Genomic DNA, 16,800 nt, shown 5'->3' on the forward strand with positions numbered 1-16,800 from the left:
CCTCAGCCCTCCCCGCCGCTGAGCAGAGCCCGTCGCAGTGCCAGCCGGTGCTCACGGCGGATCTCCGCCTCCCGGTAGCGGCGTCGGTCGCCGTCGGTGTGCGGCAGCAGCGGCGGGACCGGGCGGGGCTGGCCGTCGTCGTCCACGGCGACCATGACCAGGTGCGCGGTCGCCACGTCGACGGGCGGCACGGCTCGGTCCCACCGGTCGGCGGTGACCCTGACGGCCACCTCCATCGAGCTGCGTCCGGCCCAGGTGATCCGGGCGTCCACGTGCACGACGTCGCCGACCCGGACCGCGCGCAGGAACGCCGTCTCGTCGATGGCCGCGGTGACCGCCGGCCCGTCGGAGTGCCGGGCGGCGACCACTCCGGCGACCGAGTCGATGAGGTTGAGGATCCGGCCGCCGTGGACCGTGCCCATGAGGTTGGTGTGATGCTGATCCATGATCTGCGACAGCGTCAGGTGGGACGCCGACGGCGGCCGGCCGGCAAGGGTCGCGGTGGTGGTCGTGGTGTCGTGCACTGTCGTCGTCCGTCCTCGGGAAGCGCACCACCGACCCCGGGGAGCGCACGTCGAGGACGCGCCGACGGCTCGCGCACGGCGCCTCACCCGCCCGACCCGCCCGCGAGGTCGACGGCAGCGCACACACCTCGTGTGCGCAGCGCGGGCAGGTCTTCGGACTCGCGGGCGCGACCGGCTCTCACCGGTCTCCTACTGGCCGTCGCTTCCCGGGCAGGTCGCCCAGTGCTGATGACGGCGGTCGTTCCCACTCACCGCTGCGGGGCAGTCCCGGACTCCCACCGGGTTCCCTCTTACGACGCCCGGCCGGCTACGACCGGGCGAACCAGCGCCGCCCGGAAGCATATCCCCGCGCCCGCCACCGCCGGGTCGACCGCGCGTCCGACCGTGAGTCATCTCCCTCGTTGCTGTCGCCCAACCTGAGTGCGAGTGCCAAGATCAGGTCATTCGGCGCACCCTGCGGGCCGGCAGGCCGTGAGCGGGTCCCCGACGAATGCCGCACACACCGTCGTCGCCTGGCGCTCCCCTAACCTGTCGAGGCAGCTGGTTCGCCCGTCCGTCCAGGCCGGGTGCCGCAAGAGCTAACCCGGTGAGAGTCCGGGACTGCCCCGCAGCGGTGAGCGGGAACGACCGCCGTCAACGCTGTGCACACGTTCGGGAAGCGACGGCCAGTAGGTGACCGGAAGGCTCCGGTCATGTCCGCGAGTCCGAAGACCTGCCACTGCCCGCGCCCGGAGCGCGGCCAGATCGGTGACCTCGAGGGGTCGGCGGTGAACGACAACAGGCTTCATCAGCGTGCGCAGGACACTGTCGGGACGCGGGACCGGCAGGCGTCCGACGATCCATCCGGTCCGGGACTGCGCCCCGGAACGCTCGCCCGCCGGCTCGGCGTCGCGCCGACGACGTTGCGAACCTGGCATCAGCGGTACGGGCTTGGTCGGCGGCCCGTAGCGGCAAGGTTTCGCGCTGGGCGGGCTCGTCGACCTGAATGCCCCTGATCCCCGCACCCTCCAGGTCGCGACGCGCGCCCTGCTGAGTGTGTCTGCGATCGGGTCGCTGCTGTCCTGGGCGAGGGCAGCGCCCAGGACAGCAGCCCGACTCAGCCGATCAGAAGTCGTCGTCGAAGCTGACCGAGCCGGTCACCCCGACCTGATAGGCCGACACCCGCCGCTCGAAGAAGTTCGACAGCTCCTGCACGTCCTGCAGCTCCATGAACGCGAACGGGTTGCGGCTGCCGTACATCGGCTCGATGCCGAGCACGGCCAAGCGCCGGTCGGCCACGTGCTGAAGGTATTCCCGTATGTCGGTCAACGACATACCGGAGACTCCCTGCTCGAGCAGGTCGGCGGCGAACTGGACCTCGCATTCCACGGCCTCAGCCAGCATGTCCTTGACCTGCCGCTCCATCTCGGCGTCGAACAGGTCCGGCTCTTCGGCACGCACGGTGTCCACCACGTCGAAGGCGAAGGCCATGTGCATGGACTCGTCGCGGAACACCCAGTTGGTGCCGGACGCCAGCCCGTGCAGCAGGCCCCTGGACCGCAGGAAGTACACGTACGCGAAGGCGCCGTAGAAGAACAGGCCTTCGATGCAGGCGGCGAAGCAGATCAGGTTGAGCAGGAACGCCCGCCGGTCCGCACGGGTCTTCAGCTCGCGCAGCTCGAAGATGGAGTCGATCCATTTGAAGCAGAACTCGGCCTTGCGGGCGATCGAGGGGATGTTCTCCACCGCCGCGAACGCCTCGAACCGTTCCCTCTCGTCGGGGACATAGGTGTCGAGCAGGTTCAGATAGAACTGGACGTGCACGGCCTCCTCGAAGAGCTGCCGCGAGAGATAGAGCCGACCCTCCGGGGAGTTGACGTGTTGGTAGAGATTGAGCACGAGGTTGTTGGCGACGATGGTGTCGCCGGTCGCGAAGAACGCCACGAGCCGGGACACCAGGTGCTGTTCCGCCGGGGAGAGCTTGGCCAGGTCGGCGAGGTCGGAGTGGAGGTCGACCTCCTCGACGGTCCAGGTGTTCTTGATGGCGTCCTTGAACCGGTCGAAGAAGTGGGGGTAGCGCATGGGCCGCAGGGTCAGGTCCATGCCGGGGTCGAGCAGCATGTGCCGCTCGCCGGCGCTGGTACTGGTGCTGATGCGGGTTTCGGGAATGGTGGTCACTGGCAGGCCTCGCAGCTTTCCGGGTTCTCCAGGGAGCAGGCCAGCGCCTCGTCGTCACTCATGGCGACGATCGGCTTGAGCGCCGGGGTGACGGCGACGGTCGCCTGCTGGATGCGGGTCGCGGGACGCGACCGCAGGTAGTAGGTGGTCTTGAGCCCGGACTTCCAGGCGTACAGGTACATCGAGGAGAGCTTGCCGATGGTCGGCGCGCTCATGAACAGGTTCAGCGACTGCGACTGGTCGATGAACGGGGCGCGGGCGGCGGCCAGGTCGATCAGGGCCCGCTGCGGTAGTTCCCACGCGGTACGGAACAGGTCCCGCACGTCGGCTGGCAGGTCGACGATTCCCTGGACCGAGCCCTCGGCGCGCTTGATCTGTTCGCGGATCGGCGCCGTCCAGAGCTCCCGCGCCTTCAGCTCACGGACCAGATACGTGTTGATCTGGAGGAACTCACCGGACATGGTCTCGCGCTTGAACAGATTGGATACCTGCGGCTCGATGCACTCGTAGCAGCCGGCGATCGAGGCGATCGTGGCGGTCGGAGCGATCGCGACCAGCAGGGAGTTCCGCAGGCCGTGCGCGGCGATCGTCGACCGTAGCGCCGCCCACCGGTCGAGCTGGGTGGGCTCGACACCCCACAGGTCCGGGTGGAGCTCGCCCTTCGCGGCGCGGGTCTCGGTGTACGCGGGGTGCACGCCGAACTGCTCGGCGAGCGCGGCCGACGTCTCCAGCGCCGTCAGGAAGATCTCCTCCTGCACCCGGGTGGACAGCTCCCTGGCTCCGGCAGAGTCGAACGGCAGCCGCAGCGTGAAGAACGCGTCCTGCAGGCCCATCAACCCGAGCCCGACCGGACGCCAGCGGGGGTTCGACACCGCCGCCTGATCCGACGGGTAGTAGTTGATGTCGATCACCCGGTCGAGGAAGACCACCGCGGTACGGACCGTCGCCCGCAGCTTCTCCCAGTCGACGCCCTCGGCGGTGACATGGGCGCCGAGGTTGACCGAGCCGAGATTGCACACGGCGGTCTCCGCGTCGCTGTTCACCTCGAGGATCTCGGTGCAGAGGTTGGACAGGTGGATGGTGTTGCCGGGCAGGCCGGTCTGGTTGGACAGCCGGTTCGAGGCGTCCTTGAACGTCATCCACCCGTTGCCGGTCTGCGCGAGAGTCCGCATCATCCGCCCGTACAGATCCCGGGCCTTGACGGTCCGGACGGACTTCTTCTCTGCCGCCCGGTACGCCTCGTCGAACGCCTCGCCGAACAGGTCGGGCAGCTCGGGCGCGTCGGACGGGTCGATCAACGACCAGTCCCCGTCCGCCTCGACCCGCCGCATGAACTCGTCCGGGATCCAGTTCGCCAGATTGAGATTGTGCGTACGACGGGACTCCTCACCGGTGTTGTCCCGCAGCTCCAGGAACTCCTCGATGTCCGGGTGCCAAGGCTCGAGGTAGACGCAGGCCGCGCCCTTGCGCCGGCCACCCTGGTTGACCGCGGCCACCCCGGCGTCGAGCGTCTTGAGAAACGGCACGATGCCGTTCGACTTGCCATTCGTGCCGCGGATCAGCGCACCCCGGGACCGCACGCGCGACCACGAGATGCCGATCCCTCCCGAGAACTTCGACAGCTTGGCGACCTGGTGGTACCGCTCGTAGATCGAGTCGAGTTCGTCGCGCGGAGAGTCCACCAGGAAGCACGACGACATCTGGGTGTGCCGGGTCCCGGAGTTGAACAACGTGGGCGAACTCGGCAGATACGCCAGGCTGGACATCAGACGGTAGAACCCGATCGCCTCGCCCGGCGTCTGCGACAGCCCACAGGCGACCCGCAACAGCCAGTACTGCGGCGTCTCGACCACCAACCGCGACTCCGGATGCCGCAACAGGTACCGATCCGCGACCGTCCGCAGGCCGAAGTACTCGAACCGCAGATCCCCGTCCGGGTCCACGGCGTCGTCGAGCTTTCGCGCGTTACGCGCCACGAACGTCGCGGTCTCGTCCCCGATCAATCCCAGGCCATGGGCGTACGCGATGGACTGGCTGAAGCTCGCCACACCCTGCCCACGGACCTCCTTGTCCACGAACGCGGCCAGCAGCCGCGCCGCCAACTTCGAATACTGCGGCTCCTCGCCGATCAGCTCCGCCGCCGTCTGGATCGACAGCTTGTCCAGTTCGGCCGTGGTCGCCCCGTCGTACAGCCCGCTGATCGTCTTCGTGGCAACCCGTAGCGGGTCCACCTCGTCAAGGTCGGCGACCCACCGTTCCACCGCCTTGACGATCTTGTTGACGTCCACCGGCTCGGTGTGGCCGTTGCGCTTACGGACCCGCATCACATGCCGACGCTGCTCCGGCACTGCCTGGTCGGCTGCGGCCTTTTCCTGCGTCGCCGTCATGTCCCCCTCCTCACGCCTGTCCACGAGGTCGACGATCGCGCAGGAGGAACGCCACTGGTCGCCTGACGGCGCGCCCGCCATGACTGGCTGGCTGATGGCGTCGGCCGTCCCACGCGGCCTTCGACCGCCGCACGCGACGCGTGCGGCGCGCTGGCAGGTCTTCGGACTCGTGGGCGTGACAGGACACCTGTCGCCTACTGGCCGTCGCTTCCCAGACCTCGCGGTCCAGTGCTGTGTGACGGCGGTCGTTCCCACTCACCGCTGCGGGGCAGTCCCGGATTCACACCGGGTTCCCTCTTGCCTCGACTACCACCGACCGGTAGCCGAACCAGCTGCAAGTGACACCATATATGGGCGCGGCGAAGACTCCGCAACACCAGATGCTGTGTCGGCGTGTCGCAGCGGAGGGTCACGCAGATCTCGCCTCAGGTGAGCGCGCAACCACCGCTCGACCGTTCGTCACCGCCGCCGTTTGATGCTTGCTCTCGGCGCCAGACGGCCCGTGAGCCGCCTCACGCATCTGATGTCGCGGGACTTGTCGGGGCGGTCCCTTCCTCGAAGGAGCCGGCGCCCCGTAGGCGTTCCGCCTCGACCTGGGACGGCTCGCGCTCGACCGGCATTGGCCGGCTGGCGGCAGGCGATCGCTCGTGACCGCGCGGCCTGGGACTGGAGAACGTCGCCGCGATCCCGTACGAGGCCTTCCGCGAGGCCCGTCGCAGCGTGGCCAGGACGGCCGGACCGACCACGAGGATCGCCACGGTGTTGGTGATGGCGCGGCCGGTGTCCCATCCCGCGGTTGAGGTCAAGAGCGTGAAGATGGCGAACCGATGCAGGTTTTCCAGCACCGGGGCACCCGCGACGTAGGAGATGGGCCGATGTACGAGGCGAGTTCCCGCATCACGTCCTCGTCATCCGCCGGCCGGGCGTCGTCCGGGTCCACACTTGCCGCGGAGTGCCACGCGTCGGCGAATCCATAGCCCGGAGTGGTCGAGGACGTCATGTGCCGTGCAATTCCTTCCCGGTTCGGCGATCCCGGCTCGGGAAGGTGGAGGCAGGGCCGGAGATGCACCCGCCTCGCCCTGGGCCCTCCCGCGAGGCCGTCGGCGCGCATGCGACTGCACACGCGGCGTGGGCAGGTCTTCGGACTCGCGGGCGCCACCGGACGAATCCGGTCTCCTAGTGGCCGTCGCTTCCCGGACCCGGCGTGGCGTCCAGTGCGTGTGACGGCGGTCGTTCCCACTCACCGCTGCGGGGCAGTCCCGGATTCACACCGGGTTCCCTCTTACGACGCCCGGGCCGATCGGGCCCGCGCGAACCAACACCGGCTCCCATCCTGGAGCCACGATCCACGGCGGGTCGACGCACCAGGCCGCCGGCTGGCGCGGCGCCGATCCTCCTGCCACCCGTTCACCGTCCGCGCGGTGCCCTCTTGGCCTCGGGACTCCGACGGGCACGCCCCGGCCGGAGCCGGGAGGACCCGAGGTCCCCGGCTCCGGCACGGTGACGTCCTCTGTCAGCCGACCGGCATGGCGGGTATCCGGTCCGGACCGAGATGCCGGGCGTACGCGGCGGTGGTGAAGAACGCCGGTAGGTTCTCGCCGAGCGCGGTGTCCTCGACGATCCGCGCGGCCTGCTCGGCGCGGTCCCGGTCGCTGCCGTCGCGCTCCGCGGCCAGGGCGGCAAGCTCCTCCGCGAGGATCGACCGAACCAGGTCGTCGGTGACACGCCCGCCGTCGGCCAGCGGAGTGCCGTGATGCAGCCACTGCCAGACCTGGCAGCGCGCGATCTCGGCGGTCGCCGCGTCCTCCATCAGGTTCCACAGCGCCACCGCGCCGACACCGCCGAGCCAGGCGTCGATGTAGCGCAGCGCGACCGCGATGTTGGCCCGTAACCCCGCTGCGGTCGCCTGACCCGGCGTCTTGTCGACGGCGAGCAGGTCGACGGCGGTGACGCTGACGTCGTCCCGGAGCCGGTCGAGCTGATTCGGGCGCTCGCCCAGCACCGCGTCGAACTCCTCCCGACAGGCGTCCACCAGGCCCGGGTGGGCCACCCAGGAGCCGTCGAACCCGTCGCCTGCCTCTCGCTGCTTGTCCGCCCGCACTCGGCCGAGGGCCACCTCGTTGGCCTTCGGGTCCCGGCTGGGGATGTACGCGGCCATCCCCCCGATGGCGTGCGCTCCGCGTCGATGACAGGTGCGTACGAGCAGCTCGGTGTAGGCGCGCATGAACGGCACCGTCATGGTGATCTCAGACCGGTCCGGCAGGACGAAGTCCGGCCAATGCCCGAAGTTCTTGATCACGCTGAAGATGTAGTCCCATCGCCCGGCGTTCAGCCCCGCCGAGTGCTCGCGCAGCTCGTACAGGATCTCTTCCATCTCGAACGCGGCGGTGATGGTCTCGACCAGCGTGGTCGCCCGGATGGTGCCCTGCGGTAGTCCCAGGTAGCGCTGGGCGAACACGAAGATGTCGTTCCACAGCCGCGCCTCGCGTTGGCTCTCCAGCTTGGCCAGGTAGAAGTACGGGCCGGCGCCGATGTCGAGCTGCCGGCGGGCGCAGTGGAACAGGTAGAGCCCGAAGTCGACCAGGCTGGCGGAGATCGGCCGTCCGTCCACGGCGATGCCCTTCTCCACCAGGTGCCAGCCGCGTGGGCGGACCACGATCGTCGCCAGCTGGTCGCCGAGGGCGTACCGTTTGCCGCGCGCGTCGGTGAAGTCGATCCGCCGGTCCAGCGCGTTGATCAGGTTGAGCTGCCCGGCGATGACGTTGTGCCAGGTGGGGGCGGTGGCATCCTCGAAGTCGGCGAGCCACACCTTCGCCCCGGAGTTGAGCGCGTTGACGGTCATCTTGCGATCGGTGGGTCCGGTGATCTCGACCCGCCGGTCGAGCAGGCCAGGGGCAGGTGGCGCCACCCGCCAGCTGGGGTCGGCGCGGATCGCGGCGGTCTCCGGCAGGAAGTCGGGCAACTCGCCGGCAGCGTACCGATCCCGGCGGGCCCGTCGGGTATCCAGGAGGGCGACCCGGCGGGCGGCGAACTCGCTGTCCAGTGCGACCAGGAACTGCAGCGCCTCGGCGGTGAGCACCTCGTCGAACCGTTCGGCCATCGGGCCGATCACCTCGTATCTCATGCGAACTGCTCCTCCTCCGTGGAGCCGCGCAGGGCGGTGGTCTCGGCGGCCGGGTTGAGCACGGTGCTGATCAAGTCGAAGTATCCGGTGCCGACCTCGCGCTGGTGCTTGACGGCGGTGTAGCCGGCGGACTCGGCGGCGAACTCGCGCTCCTGCAGCGCCACGTAGGCGGACATTCCGTCGCTGGCATACCCGCGGGCCAGGTCGAACATCGAGTAGTTGAGAGCGTGGAAGCCGGCCAGGGTGATGAACTGGAACCGGTACCCCATGTGGCCGAGTTCCCGCTGGAACTTGGCGATGGACGCATCGTCGAGGTGCTTGCGCCAGTTGAACGACGGCGAGCAGTTGTAGGCGAGCAACTGGTCCGGGTACTGCTCCTTGATCGCCTCGGCGAACCGGCGCGCGACCTCCAGGTCCGGGGTGCTGGTCTCCATCCAGAGCAGGTCGGCGTGCGGGGCGTAGGCCAGGCCCCGCGCGATGCACGGGTCGACGCCGTTGCGGACCCGGTAGAACCCCTCGGCGGTCCGCTCGCCGGTGACGAACGGCCGGTCCCGCTCGTCCACGTCAGTGGTGAGCAGTGTGGCGGCCTGCGCGTCGGTGCGGGCGATGACGACCGACGGGACTCCGGCGACGTCGGCGGCGAGCCGCGCCGCCTCGAGGGTACGGATGTGCTGGCCGGTGGGGACGAGCACCTTCCCACCGAGGTGGCCGCATTTCTTCTCCGCGGCCAGTTGGTCCTCCCAGTGCACCCCCGCCGCGCCGGCCGCGATCATCGCGGTCATCAGCTCGTACGCGTTGAGCGGCCCGCCGAAGCCGGCCTCGGCGTCGGCGACGATCGGCGCCAGCCAGTCGGTACCGCTGCTGTCGCCCTCGGCCGCGGTGATCTGGGCGGCGCGTAGCAGCGCGTTGTTGATCCGGCGCACCACCGCCGGCACCGAGTTCGCCGGGTAGAGGCTCTGGTCGGGGTAGGTGTGCCCGGCGAGGTTGGCGTCGGCGGCCACCTGCCAGCCGGAGAGGTAGATCGCCTTGAGGCCGGCCCGGACCATCTGCACGGCCTGGTTACCCGTGAGCGCGCCCAGCGCGTGGATGTAGTCCTCACTGTGCAGCAGCCGCCACAGCCGCTCCGCCCCGTGCCGGGCCAGGGTGTGTTCCTCCTGGATCGCCCCGCGCAGGCGCACCACGTCCTCCGCCCGGTAGCTGCGCCGCACTCCCCGCCACCGCGGACTGGTTTCCCACTCGGTACGCAACTGCTCAACGGTGTTCCGCACGATGTCGTCCCCTCGAAGTCGATGACGCCGGCAACCGCACATGCCTGTGGCGGCGCCAACGTGATGCCGGTCCGGTGTGTCGCCAACGGTCACACGGCGCCGGCAGCGGGTCGAGGCACGGAAAGAGCCAATATCTGGGAATTTCCGGCACCGTTTTGCGAAGTTGCGAAGGGCTATATTTGCAGCCTGCAAATGGTCTTCCCGACGGGCGGAACGACCAGTGGGAGGTGAGGGCGATCGTCAAGACGTTCGCCGGTGCCCGGCTGCGCCGGATGCGCGAGGACCGTGCTCTCAGCCAGTCGCACCTGGCCCGGCTGCTGAACATCTCGCCCAGCTACCTCAACCAGATCGAACACGACTCGCGGCCGCTGACCGTTCCGGTGCTCATGCGCATCACCGAGGTGTTCGGCGTCGATCCGACCGTCTTCGCTCCGCGCGATACGCCGCGGTTGGTCGCCGGGTTACGGGAGGCGCTGCCCGGGCGGGCGGGCGTCGCCGATCTCACCGAACTCGCCACCCGGCTGCCCGAGGTTGCCGAGGCCGTGATCGACCTGCACCGCCGGTACCGGCAGGCGGACGAGCAGCTCGCTGAGCTTCTGGGCGACCGCGAGACGATGGGCCGCAGCCCGCACGACCAGGTGACCGAGTTTTTCTATCGGCGGCAGAACTACGTACCGGACCTGGACGAGGCCGCGGAACGGCTGGCCGCGGTCATCGGACTCCGCCGCGGCGAGGTCCGCGCCGCACTGGAAGACCGGCTCCTCCAGCGGCACGGCGTGGTCGTCCGACGCGACGACGCCGGAGCGCTGGGCGACGAACTGCACCGCTATCGCCTGCAGACCCGCACGCTGCACCTGTCGACGTCGCTGCGCGCCGGGCAGGAGGCCATGCGGATGGCGGCGCAGATTGCGCTGCTGGAGTTCGCCGACGTGATCGACGAGATCGTGGAGGACGAGCGGTTCGACGATGTCCAGACCCAGATCCTCACCCGGGTCGGGCTGGCCAACTACTTTGCCGCCGCGCTGATTCTGCCCTACGAGCAGTTCCTGACCGCCGCCGAGCAACGCCGGTACGACATCGATCTGCTCACCCAACATTTCGCGATGGGCTGGGAGACGGTGTGCCACCGACTCAGCACCCTGCAACGTCCTCGCGCCCGTGGTGTGCCGTTCTCCTTCGTCCGGGTCGACCGAGCCGGCAACGTGTCCAAACGTCAGTCCGCCACCGGCTTCCCGTTCTCCCACACCGGCGGCACATGTCCGCTGTGGAACGTCTATGAGGCATTCAGCGCGCCCAGCCGGGTGGTCGTGCAGGTCGCCGCGATGCCTGACGGGCAGCGCTACCTGTGGATCGCCCGCACCGCCACCCGCCACCACGGCGGCTACAACCAGCCCGGAAAGGTCTACGCCATAGGCCTCGGTTGCGAGACCCGGCACGCCGGCCGGCTGATCTACTCCGCCGGCATGGACCTGCACGCGGCAGAGGCCGCAACACCGATCGGCCCCGGCTGCAAGACCTGCGAACGGATGACCTGCCCACAGCGGGCGGCCCCGTCGATCAGCCGTCAGCTCGACCTGGACGAGAACCGGAGCACCTTCATCCCGTACCCGCTCAAGGAGGAGCGCAGCCGAGGGACGTGAGGCCAGGGACTCTAGTCGTCAGCCCACCGCGGGTCCCGTCTCCTTGGTATACACGATCAGCGGATGGTCGCCGATCACGAAGCCAAACCGGCGCAGCCAGCCCTCGGCCTCGTACAGCGCGACCGCGTCAGACTCGGGATGCGTGGCCAACCATGCGCGCGGCGCACGAGCCACGAACCGCCTGAGCCGTGTGCGGGCCACCCCGCGCCGCCGGAACGCGGGCGCGACCATCAACTCGGCGACGACGACGGCCGGGGCGATCAGCAGGGCAGCCACCTCCGCCGACGCCGCCTCGCGCACGGCGAGGTCGAACTCGGTCGCCGCGGGCAGCACGGCCGGCGCGGGCCAGCCGTAGATCACGCCGGCCACCTCGACGCCGCCGGTGGCCACCAGTCCGTAGGCGCCGGGATACCCCGACTGCCGGGCAAGCTTGGACGGATATCCGTCCAGCTCCTCCGTCGACTCGTTCCACGGCGATCCAGCGAAACACTGCCGGTAGACCGGATGCAGCCGGCCCTCCAGTCCGCGCAGCTCCTCGCCGTTCACCGAACTGACGCCGAAGCGCAACTCCTCACCCCCGCGGCCCTTGTTGCCAACACATTGCAACTACCTGATTATGGCTGGAGGGAAGCGGGTGTTGCTTGGCCGTGGCTCACGCTTTCAGGCGGCGGGCGTCGACAACCCGACCGCGATGAGCGCCCCGGCACCGCGATGATCCACGCAGCCGGGGCGCTCATTTCTTGACCGCGCGCGGACGGGCCGACGCGACACGTCGTGAGACCCGCCGTTCCTGCGGCAGATGAAGCAGGTTGTGGAAGCCGCCACCCTCGCGATCCGGGGCGGTAGCCGCCTCGAAGGCGAACTCCGGTAGCTAACTGACAGCGGCGAGATGTACCGATGCGATGCCGACCAGCACGGCGCCGAACAGGGTGATGCCACCGGCGGCCAGGACCGGGGTCACCCGGCTGGCCAGCCGCAGCGTGGCATGCGACCGGGCGTTGCGGATGACGAGGGAACTGCCGGCGACAGCGAGGACACCGACGGCAAAGAGTACGACGGCCATACCGAGACCGAAGGTCAGCACCAGCAGCAACGCGAAGCCGGCACGGCCGAGGAACAGCCCGGTGGCCAGCACGAGAAACGCGGCAGGAGATGGCGTCAGGCCACCGGAGATACCCAGCAGGAGCAGACCAGGCCGCCTCCCGTGCTCACCGTGCTCATGACCGTGATCGTGTCCGTGCGCGTGGTCGTGGCTGTGGCTGTGGCTGTGGCTGTGATTGTGGTGGCCGCGCAGGTGACGGCGCAGCATCCACACACCGGTGCCAAGGACGAGTGCGCCAGCGGCGATCTGTAGCCACGTGGTGAGCTGTTCCATCCGGACGATGTCGGACAGCGACAGAAACGTCCACGCGACACCGATCACCAGCACCGAGACGGTGTGCATCGCCGCGACGGACCCGCCGAGCCAGGCCGCGTCGCGGATGCGCCCCCGCGAGCCCGCGAGGTACGCCGCGGCGAGAGTCTTACCATGGCCCGGAGCGAGGGCGTGGCCGGCGCCGGCCAGGAACGCGAGCAGAAACGCCACCGCCGGCACGCCTGGCGTGTTGATGAGGTCCTGCAGCCGGTCCGAGACCGAGGTGGTCGACAAGGCCAACCCGTTCATGCCGCCACCCGCCGCTCTCTGCTGCTCGGGGCGGTTCGACGGGCCCGGTGCAGGCGGCGCGCTGCGATGACACACCCCACCAGCACGAGCAGAACCCCACCGATCACCGCAGCGAGTTGCGTGATCGCGCTGCGGCCCAGACTGGCGCCGGCCACTGGCGGCCCGCCGACCAGGGTCCAGGCATGAGTGTCGTCGGCGCCCTCGTACACGGCGCGCTGCCCGGTCGGGCCGGTGGCCATCGTCCGATAGGCAGGATTGAGATCGGTGAGCATCCGCACCGCGACGGTCGCCTTGGCGACCGGGCCAGGGCACGCGTAGTCGACGACGGCGCCTTTGAGATCCAGCGCCCGAACTGGCTCAACCGTGCCGGTGCACGCCCGCGCGCCGTCGGTGACGGTGATCCGTTCCAGGAGATACCGGGTGAATCGCTCGGACGCTCCGACGACACCGGGATCGGTGTACCGGTAGTCGACGGTGCCGTCGGCTCGGGCCCGGTCCGGGGGCAGCACGCCGAGGGCGACGCCGAGCGCGGTCAGGTCATCCGGCCCGCCGACCCGCCACTTCACGACGACGACATCGGGCCGCTGCTCGTCGATCGCGATGACCACCGTCTGCGGATCGCCGAACGGGTGCGCCGAAGCCCGAATGGGCGGGCACACCATCGACCCGGCCACGCCACCGGCGACGGCGAACGCCACCAGCGCGCGAATGCTGTGAACAGCCAACGAACACACTCCAGGCAGCGCAGATGTTGCAAACGGCGCCGAGTCTGTCGGGATCATGTACACGCACAGGCTGCACCTGGCGACGAACGATGGTCGCCCGGGTGAACAATCCTCAGACTGATCTCCCAGCGTCGGTCAAAGCGGTCCAACAGGCATCTCAGCTCTCAACGACCGGCGGCGAGGGCTGACGAGACGACCGCACGGCGGCAGCGCGACGGACGGCAGCGTGGGCGGCGCGCGTCCGGCAGCTGCCGGCCCAGCCGGAAGCGCTACCCGAGCTTGGCCACCGTGAGCAGCACCACGGCGTCCTCGTGGGCGACCAGGCGGTGCCGCTCCTGCGGCACGATGAGCAGGTCACCCTGGCGTCCGGTCCAACTCGCCGCGGAGCCGAACAGCTCGACCCGTCCGCGCAGCACCAGCATCGAGGCCTGCCCCGGGTTCTCGTGCTCGCTCAGCTCGACGTCGGCGCGGAGTGCGATGATCGTCTGCCGGAGCGTCCGCTCGTGCCCGCCGAAGATGGTCTCCGCGCTGCGACCGGAGCCCGACGCCGCGGCCCGCTCGCCGTGCTCGCGGGCCAGCGCGTCCAGACTGTACTTCTGCACCTGTCGCCCACCTGCCCGTCCCACCGAACGACGCCGGGCGCAACGGCGAGAGCCCAGGAGTCCCACCCGGCAGCCGGCCCAGACAGGGCGACGATACCCGTCCTGGGTCGTCGGCAGGCGCGGGTCGGCGGAACCTATCCGCGCAGGCGCAGCACCAGGGAGACACCCAGCCACGCCACCATGACCAGCTTGACCGCCTCCAGGGCGATGTAGACCAGGTGCAGGTGGGAGGCGGCCGGCTGCCCGCCGGCGATGATCTCCTGCGCCCGCCCGTCGAGCAGGGGTCGCAGGACGAAGGCCTGCGTCAGCAGCATCGCCGCGGTGACCGCGAGGAGCGTCCAGCGGGCGGCCCCGGCCGAGGCCCCGACCAGGGCCAGGGTCAGCAGGAGCAGCAGCGTCAGCTCCGCCAGGTTGAGCGCCCTGAACACCAGCCGTCCGATGCCGAGCCCGAGCGCCCGGGTGATGCCGGGCGCGCGGAACTTCAGCGGCGCCTCGATCAGCGAGATGGCCGCCACCATCCCGAACCAGATGAAGGGGATCGCGACTTGGCCCACGATCCGTAGCCTGTCCACCACTGCCTCCCTACGACGCTGAGACGGTAGCCACGCACACCCCGGGGGAGGCGAAGGGCACGAGGCCGACCGGGACGGCGCCGTCCGGTGCCACCTGGTCGGCGATGCCGCCGAGCAGACCGCGGTGGACCTCGCACACGACGCCGGGATATCGCCGCGCGAGGTCGAGGAACGGGCAGGAGCGCAGCTCGATCCGCTGCCCCTGCGGCGTACCCGCGCGGACCGGGTCAAAGCCGAGCTCGGTGAAGAGGGCGGTGGCCCGCCGGGCGATCCGCTCCACCCGGCCGGCGGCCGACGCCTCCGCGTCCCGCGTCGAGGCGCCCGCCGTTGACGGGTCCGCCGTCGAACGGTCCGGCGCCGCCGCGTCGAGGCTCCGGATGCTGGGCGCTGAGGCGAGCCAGGCTCGACCGGCCTGCTGTGCCGCCAGCGCGGCCGGCGGTGCGACCGACGGTCGGTCGAGGTGGGCGGCGAGGATCTCCGCGAGCAACTGGTAGCGGTCGCTAGCTGGCGCCGGCGTGCTGCTGACGTAGACGGCCTGGGGCCGACCGGGTCCGCCGCGGGGGCGCTGAGTGCGTCGCACATACCCGGCGTCGGCGAGCACGTCCAGGTGGAAACGGACGGTGTTGGGGTGCAGGCCGGTCTCGCCGGCCAGCGACACCACGTCCAGCGGTGTCCGAGCCGAGCGGAGCACCTCGAGGATGCGGCGTCGGCTGGGCACGGCGAGTGCGCCGTAGCTCACCTGGTCGGTCATGCCCCCAATATATACGATGACCATCGGAGAAAAGGAGGCTGCCCATGCGCCGTGACATCGCCGACCGCGCCGACCTGGTTCTGGTGATCAGTGACTTCTACGCGCGGGCGTTCGCCGACGGCCTCCTCGGCCACATCTTCGTGGAGGTCGCGAAGATGGACCTGGCGGCGCACCTGCCGATCATGTGCGACTTCTGGGAGACCGTGCTGTTCCGCACCGGCGGCTACCGGCGCAACGCCCTGGCGCTCCACGTCGACCTGCACCGTGTCGCCCCGCTCGAGCCCGAACACTTCGCCCGCTGGCTCCAGCTCTGGCGGGCCACGATCGACGACCGGCACGAGGGCCCGCACGCCGAGCGGGCCAAGATCCAGGCGGAACGGATCGCCTGGTCGATGCAGCGCCGGCTGGCCCGGGGCACCGGCAGCGAACACGTCACCATCCGGCAGCGGGGTCCGGCACAACACTGACCCGCCAGCCGCGTCGGCCAACCCGCAGTGAAAGCCGTACCCGGCGAGCTGTCACAGGGCCGAGGGCTGCCCTGTCTTGGCTGTCGACCGGATGTCATCCGGCGCCCCGGCCAACAGGAAGGCCTGTCATGAAGATCGTGGTAATCGGCGGTACCGGACTCATCGGGTCGAAGCTCGTGACGAAGCTTGGCGAGCACGGCCATGAGGTGGTGGCGGCGTCACCGAACACCGGTGTCAACACCCTCACCGGCGAAGGGCTTGCGGAGGCGTTGGCAGGCGCAGCTGTAGTGATCGACGTGTCAAACTCCCCGTCCTTCGAGGACGCCGCTGTGCTGGAGTTCTTCGAGACCTCCACCCGGAACCTGCTCGCGGCGGAGGCGGCGGCCGGCGTGGGCCACCATGTCGCGCTGTCGGTGGTGGGGACCGAGCGGTTGCCCGACAGCGGCTACTTCCGGGCGAAGATCGCTCAGGAAAAGCTGATCGAGAACTCCTTGATCCCGTTCTCGATCGTGCACGCGACGCAGTTCTTCGAGTTCACCCAGAGCATCGCCGCCGCGTCGACGGACGACGGCACCGTCAGGCTCGCCCCCGTACTCTTCCAGCCGATTGCGGGCGACGACGTCGCCCAGGCGGTCGCACGGATCTCGGTGGCGTCGCCGTTGAACGGGAGGGCCGAGGTCGCCGGACCCGAGCAGTTGCGGATGGACGAGTTCTTCCGGAACGCCCTGGCTGCTTGTGGCGATACGCGTGAGGTGGCCACCGACCCGCACGCCCGGTACTTCGGAGCCGAGTTGAGCGAGCGGTCGCTGGTGCCGGGCGACGGCGCGACTCTCGGCGAGATCAGGTACGCCGACTGGGCAGGCCGGACCGACTCCGGCAAGTAGCGCGCCGGCCGGCATCCACCCACCGACGTACGGAGG

At 69.8% G+C, this 16,800-nt stretch carries 15 protein-coding genes, 1 pseudogene and 4 riboswitches; of the genes and pseudogenes, 3 read left to right on the forward strand and 13 right to left on the reverse strand.

The features are described from left to right. Positions 1 to 2: 2 nt before the first annotated feature. The 7 genes and pseudogenes from O7603_RS32190 to aceA form a co-directional block, all read right to left on the reverse strand. Complete coding sequence (locus tag O7603_RS32190; RefSeq protein ID WP_281573468.1) at positions 3 to 524, reverse strand: acyl-CoA thioesterase; 522 nt, start codon at positions 522 to 524, stop codon at positions 3 to 5. 147 nt (positions 525 to 671) lie between these two features. Then, positions 672 to 817, reverse strand: a riboswitch (cobalamin riboswitch). 231 nt (positions 818 to 1,048) lie between these two features. Next, positions 1,049 to 1,259, forward strand: a riboswitch (cobalamin riboswitch). Next, on the reverse strand, positions 1,215 to 1,535 hold the full coding sequence (locus O7603_RS32195; protein ID WP_348651099.1) for a hypothetical protein: 321 nt from the start codon (positions 1,533 to 1,535) through the stop codon (positions 1,215 to 1,217). Its footprint overlaps the riboswitch before it by 45 nt. Positions 1,536 to 1,628: 93 nt before the next feature. Beyond that, positions 1,629 to 2,624, reverse strand: coding sequence for a ribonucleotide-diphosphate reductase subunit beta (locus O7603_RS32200; protein WP_281576903.1), 996 nt, complete (start codon positions 2,622 to 2,624; stop codon positions 1,629 to 1,631). Positions 2,625 to 2,677: 53 nt separating this feature from the next. Further along, positions 2,678 to 5,068 carry a ribonucleoside-diphosphate reductase subunit alpha gene (locus O7603_RS32205; protein WP_281573469.1) on the reverse strand — a complete coding sequence of 797 codons (2,391 nt, stop codon included), beginning with the start codon at positions 5,066 to 5,068 and terminating at the stop codon, positions 2,678 to 2,680. Between the two features lie 134 nt (positions 5,069 to 5,202). Continuing rightward, positions 5,203 to 5,416, reverse strand: a riboswitch (cobalamin riboswitch). A 164-nt stretch (positions 5,417 to 5,580) separates the two neighbouring features. Further along, positions 5,581 to 5,934, reverse strand: a pseudogene (locus O7603_RS32210) (hypothetical protein); the annotation flags it as partial. A 247-nt stretch (positions 5,935 to 6,181) separates the two neighbouring features. Continuing rightward, a riboswitch (cobalamin riboswitch) is annotated at positions 6,182 to 6,403 on the reverse strand. Between the two features lie 178 nt (positions 6,404 to 6,581). Then, positions 6,582 to 8,192, reverse strand: coding sequence for a malate synthase A (aceB, locus tag O7603_RS32215; RefSeq protein WP_281573471.1), 1,611 nt, complete (start codon positions 8,190 to 8,192; stop codon positions 6,582 to 6,584). Next, a complete protein-coding gene (gene aceA, locus O7603_RS32220) occupies positions 8,189 to 9,460 on the reverse strand; it encodes an isocitrate lyase (RefSeq protein WP_281573472.1) in 1,272 nt (423 codons plus the stop codon). Before aceA ends, aceB begins: the two co-directional genes overlap by 4 nt. Positions 9,461 to 9,687: 227 nt before the next feature. Between aceA and O7603_RS32225 the strand changes: the two genes are divergently transcribed. Further along, positions 9,688 to 11,100, forward strand: a complete 1,413-nt coding sequence (locus O7603_RS32225; RefSeq protein ID WP_281573473.1) for a short-chain fatty acyl-CoA regulator family protein — start codon at positions 9,688 to 9,690, stop codon at positions 11,098 to 11,100. Positions 11,101 to 11,118: 18 nt separating this feature from the next. Here O7603_RS32225 and O7603_RS32230 read toward each other — a convergent pair whose 3' ends face one another. From O7603_RS32230 to O7603_RS32255, 6 genes are all read right to left on the reverse strand, one after another. Next, positions 11,119 to 11,667 (reverse strand): hypothetical protein, encoded by a 549-nt coding sequence (locus O7603_RS32230; RefSeq protein ID WP_281573474.1) that lies wholly within the window; start codon positions 11,665 to 11,667, stop codon positions 11,119 to 11,121. Positions 11,668 to 11,971: 304 nt separating this feature from the next. Then, positions 11,972 to 12,763, reverse strand: coding sequence for a cobalt transporter (locus O7603_RS32235; protein ID WP_281573475.1), 792 nt, complete (start codon positions 12,761 to 12,763; stop codon positions 11,972 to 11,974). Continuing rightward, positions 12,760 to 13,545, reverse strand: a complete 786-nt coding sequence (locus O7603_RS32240) for a hypothetical protein (protein ID WP_281573476.1) — start codon at positions 13,543 to 13,545, stop codon at positions 12,760 to 12,762. Before O7603_RS32240 ends, O7603_RS32235 begins: the two co-directional genes overlap by 4 nt. A gap of 212 nt (positions 13,546 to 13,757) precedes the next feature. Beyond that, complete coding sequence (locus O7603_RS32245) at positions 13,758 to 14,090, reverse strand: cupin domain-containing protein (protein ID WP_281573477.1); 333 nt, start codon at positions 14,088 to 14,090, stop codon at positions 13,758 to 13,760. Positions 14,091 to 14,224: 134 nt separating this feature from the next. Then, positions 14,225 to 14,662, reverse strand: a complete 438-nt coding sequence (locus O7603_RS32250) for a hypothetical protein (protein ID WP_281573478.1) — start codon at positions 14,660 to 14,662, stop codon at positions 14,225 to 14,227. A 10-nt stretch (positions 14,663 to 14,672) separates the two neighbouring features. Further along, positions 14,673 to 15,413, reverse strand: coding sequence for a helix-turn-helix domain-containing protein (locus O7603_RS32255; RefSeq protein ID WP_281573479.1), 741 nt, complete (start codon positions 15,411 to 15,413; stop codon positions 14,673 to 14,675). Positions 15,414 to 15,457: 44 nt separating this feature from the next. On the opposite strand from O7603_RS32255, the gene O7603_RS32260 reads away from it, so the two are divergent. Both O7603_RS32260 and O7603_RS32265 read left to right on the forward strand, forming a co-directional pair. Then, complete coding sequence (locus tag O7603_RS32260) at positions 15,458 to 15,880, forward strand: group III truncated hemoglobin (RefSeq protein ID WP_281573480.1); 423 nt, start codon at positions 15,458 to 15,460, stop codon at positions 15,878 to 15,880. Between the two features lie 128 nt (positions 15,881 to 16,008). After that, positions 16,009 to 16,764, forward strand: coding sequence for an SDR family oxidoreductase (locus O7603_RS32265; RefSeq protein WP_281573481.1), 756 nt, complete (start codon positions 16,009 to 16,011; stop codon positions 16,762 to 16,764). Positions 16,765 to 16,800: the final 36 nt, after the last annotated feature.

The sequence above is a fragment of the Micromonospora sp. WMMD812 genome, from assembly GCF_027497215.1.
GTDB lineage: Bacteria > Actinomycetota > Actinomycetes > Mycobacteriales > Micromonosporaceae > Micromonospora.

What these genes read in the sequence shown, in the direction of transcription:
- O7603_RS32255 (WP_281573479.1), bottom strand. Translation starts at nt 15,413, where the DNA reads ATGACCGACCAGGTGAGCTACGGCGCACTCGCCGTGCCCAGCCGACGC.
- aceB (WP_281573471.1), bottom strand. Translation starts at nt 8,192, where the DNA reads ATGAGATACGAGGTGATCGGCCCGATGGCCGAACGGTTCGACGAGGTG.
- O7603_RS32265 (WP_281573481.1), top strand. Translation starts at nt 16,009, where the DNA reads ATGAAGATCGTGGTAATCGGCGGTACCGGACTCATCGGGTCGAAGCTC.
- O7603_RS32200 (WP_281576903.1), bottom strand. Translation starts at nt 2,624, where the DNA reads ATGCTGCTCGACCCCGGCATGGACCTGACCCTGCGGCCCATGCGCTAC.
- O7603_RS32260 (WP_281573480.1), top strand. Translation starts at nt 15,458, where the DNA reads ATGCGCCGTGACATCGCCGACCGCGCCGACCTGGTTCTGGTGATCAGT.
- O7603_RS32205 (WP_281573469.1), bottom strand. Translation starts at nt 5,068, where the DNA reads ATGACGGCGACGCAGGAAAAGGCCGCAGCCGACCAGGCAGTGCCGGAG.
- O7603_RS32235 (WP_281573475.1), bottom strand. Translation starts at nt 12,763, where the DNA reads ATGAACGGGTTGGCCTTGTCGACCACCTCGGTCTCGGACCGGCTGCAG.
- O7603_RS32240 (WP_281573476.1), bottom strand. Translation starts at nt 13,545, where the DNA reads ATGATCCCGACAGACTCGGCGCCGTTTGCAACATCTGCGCTGCCTGGA.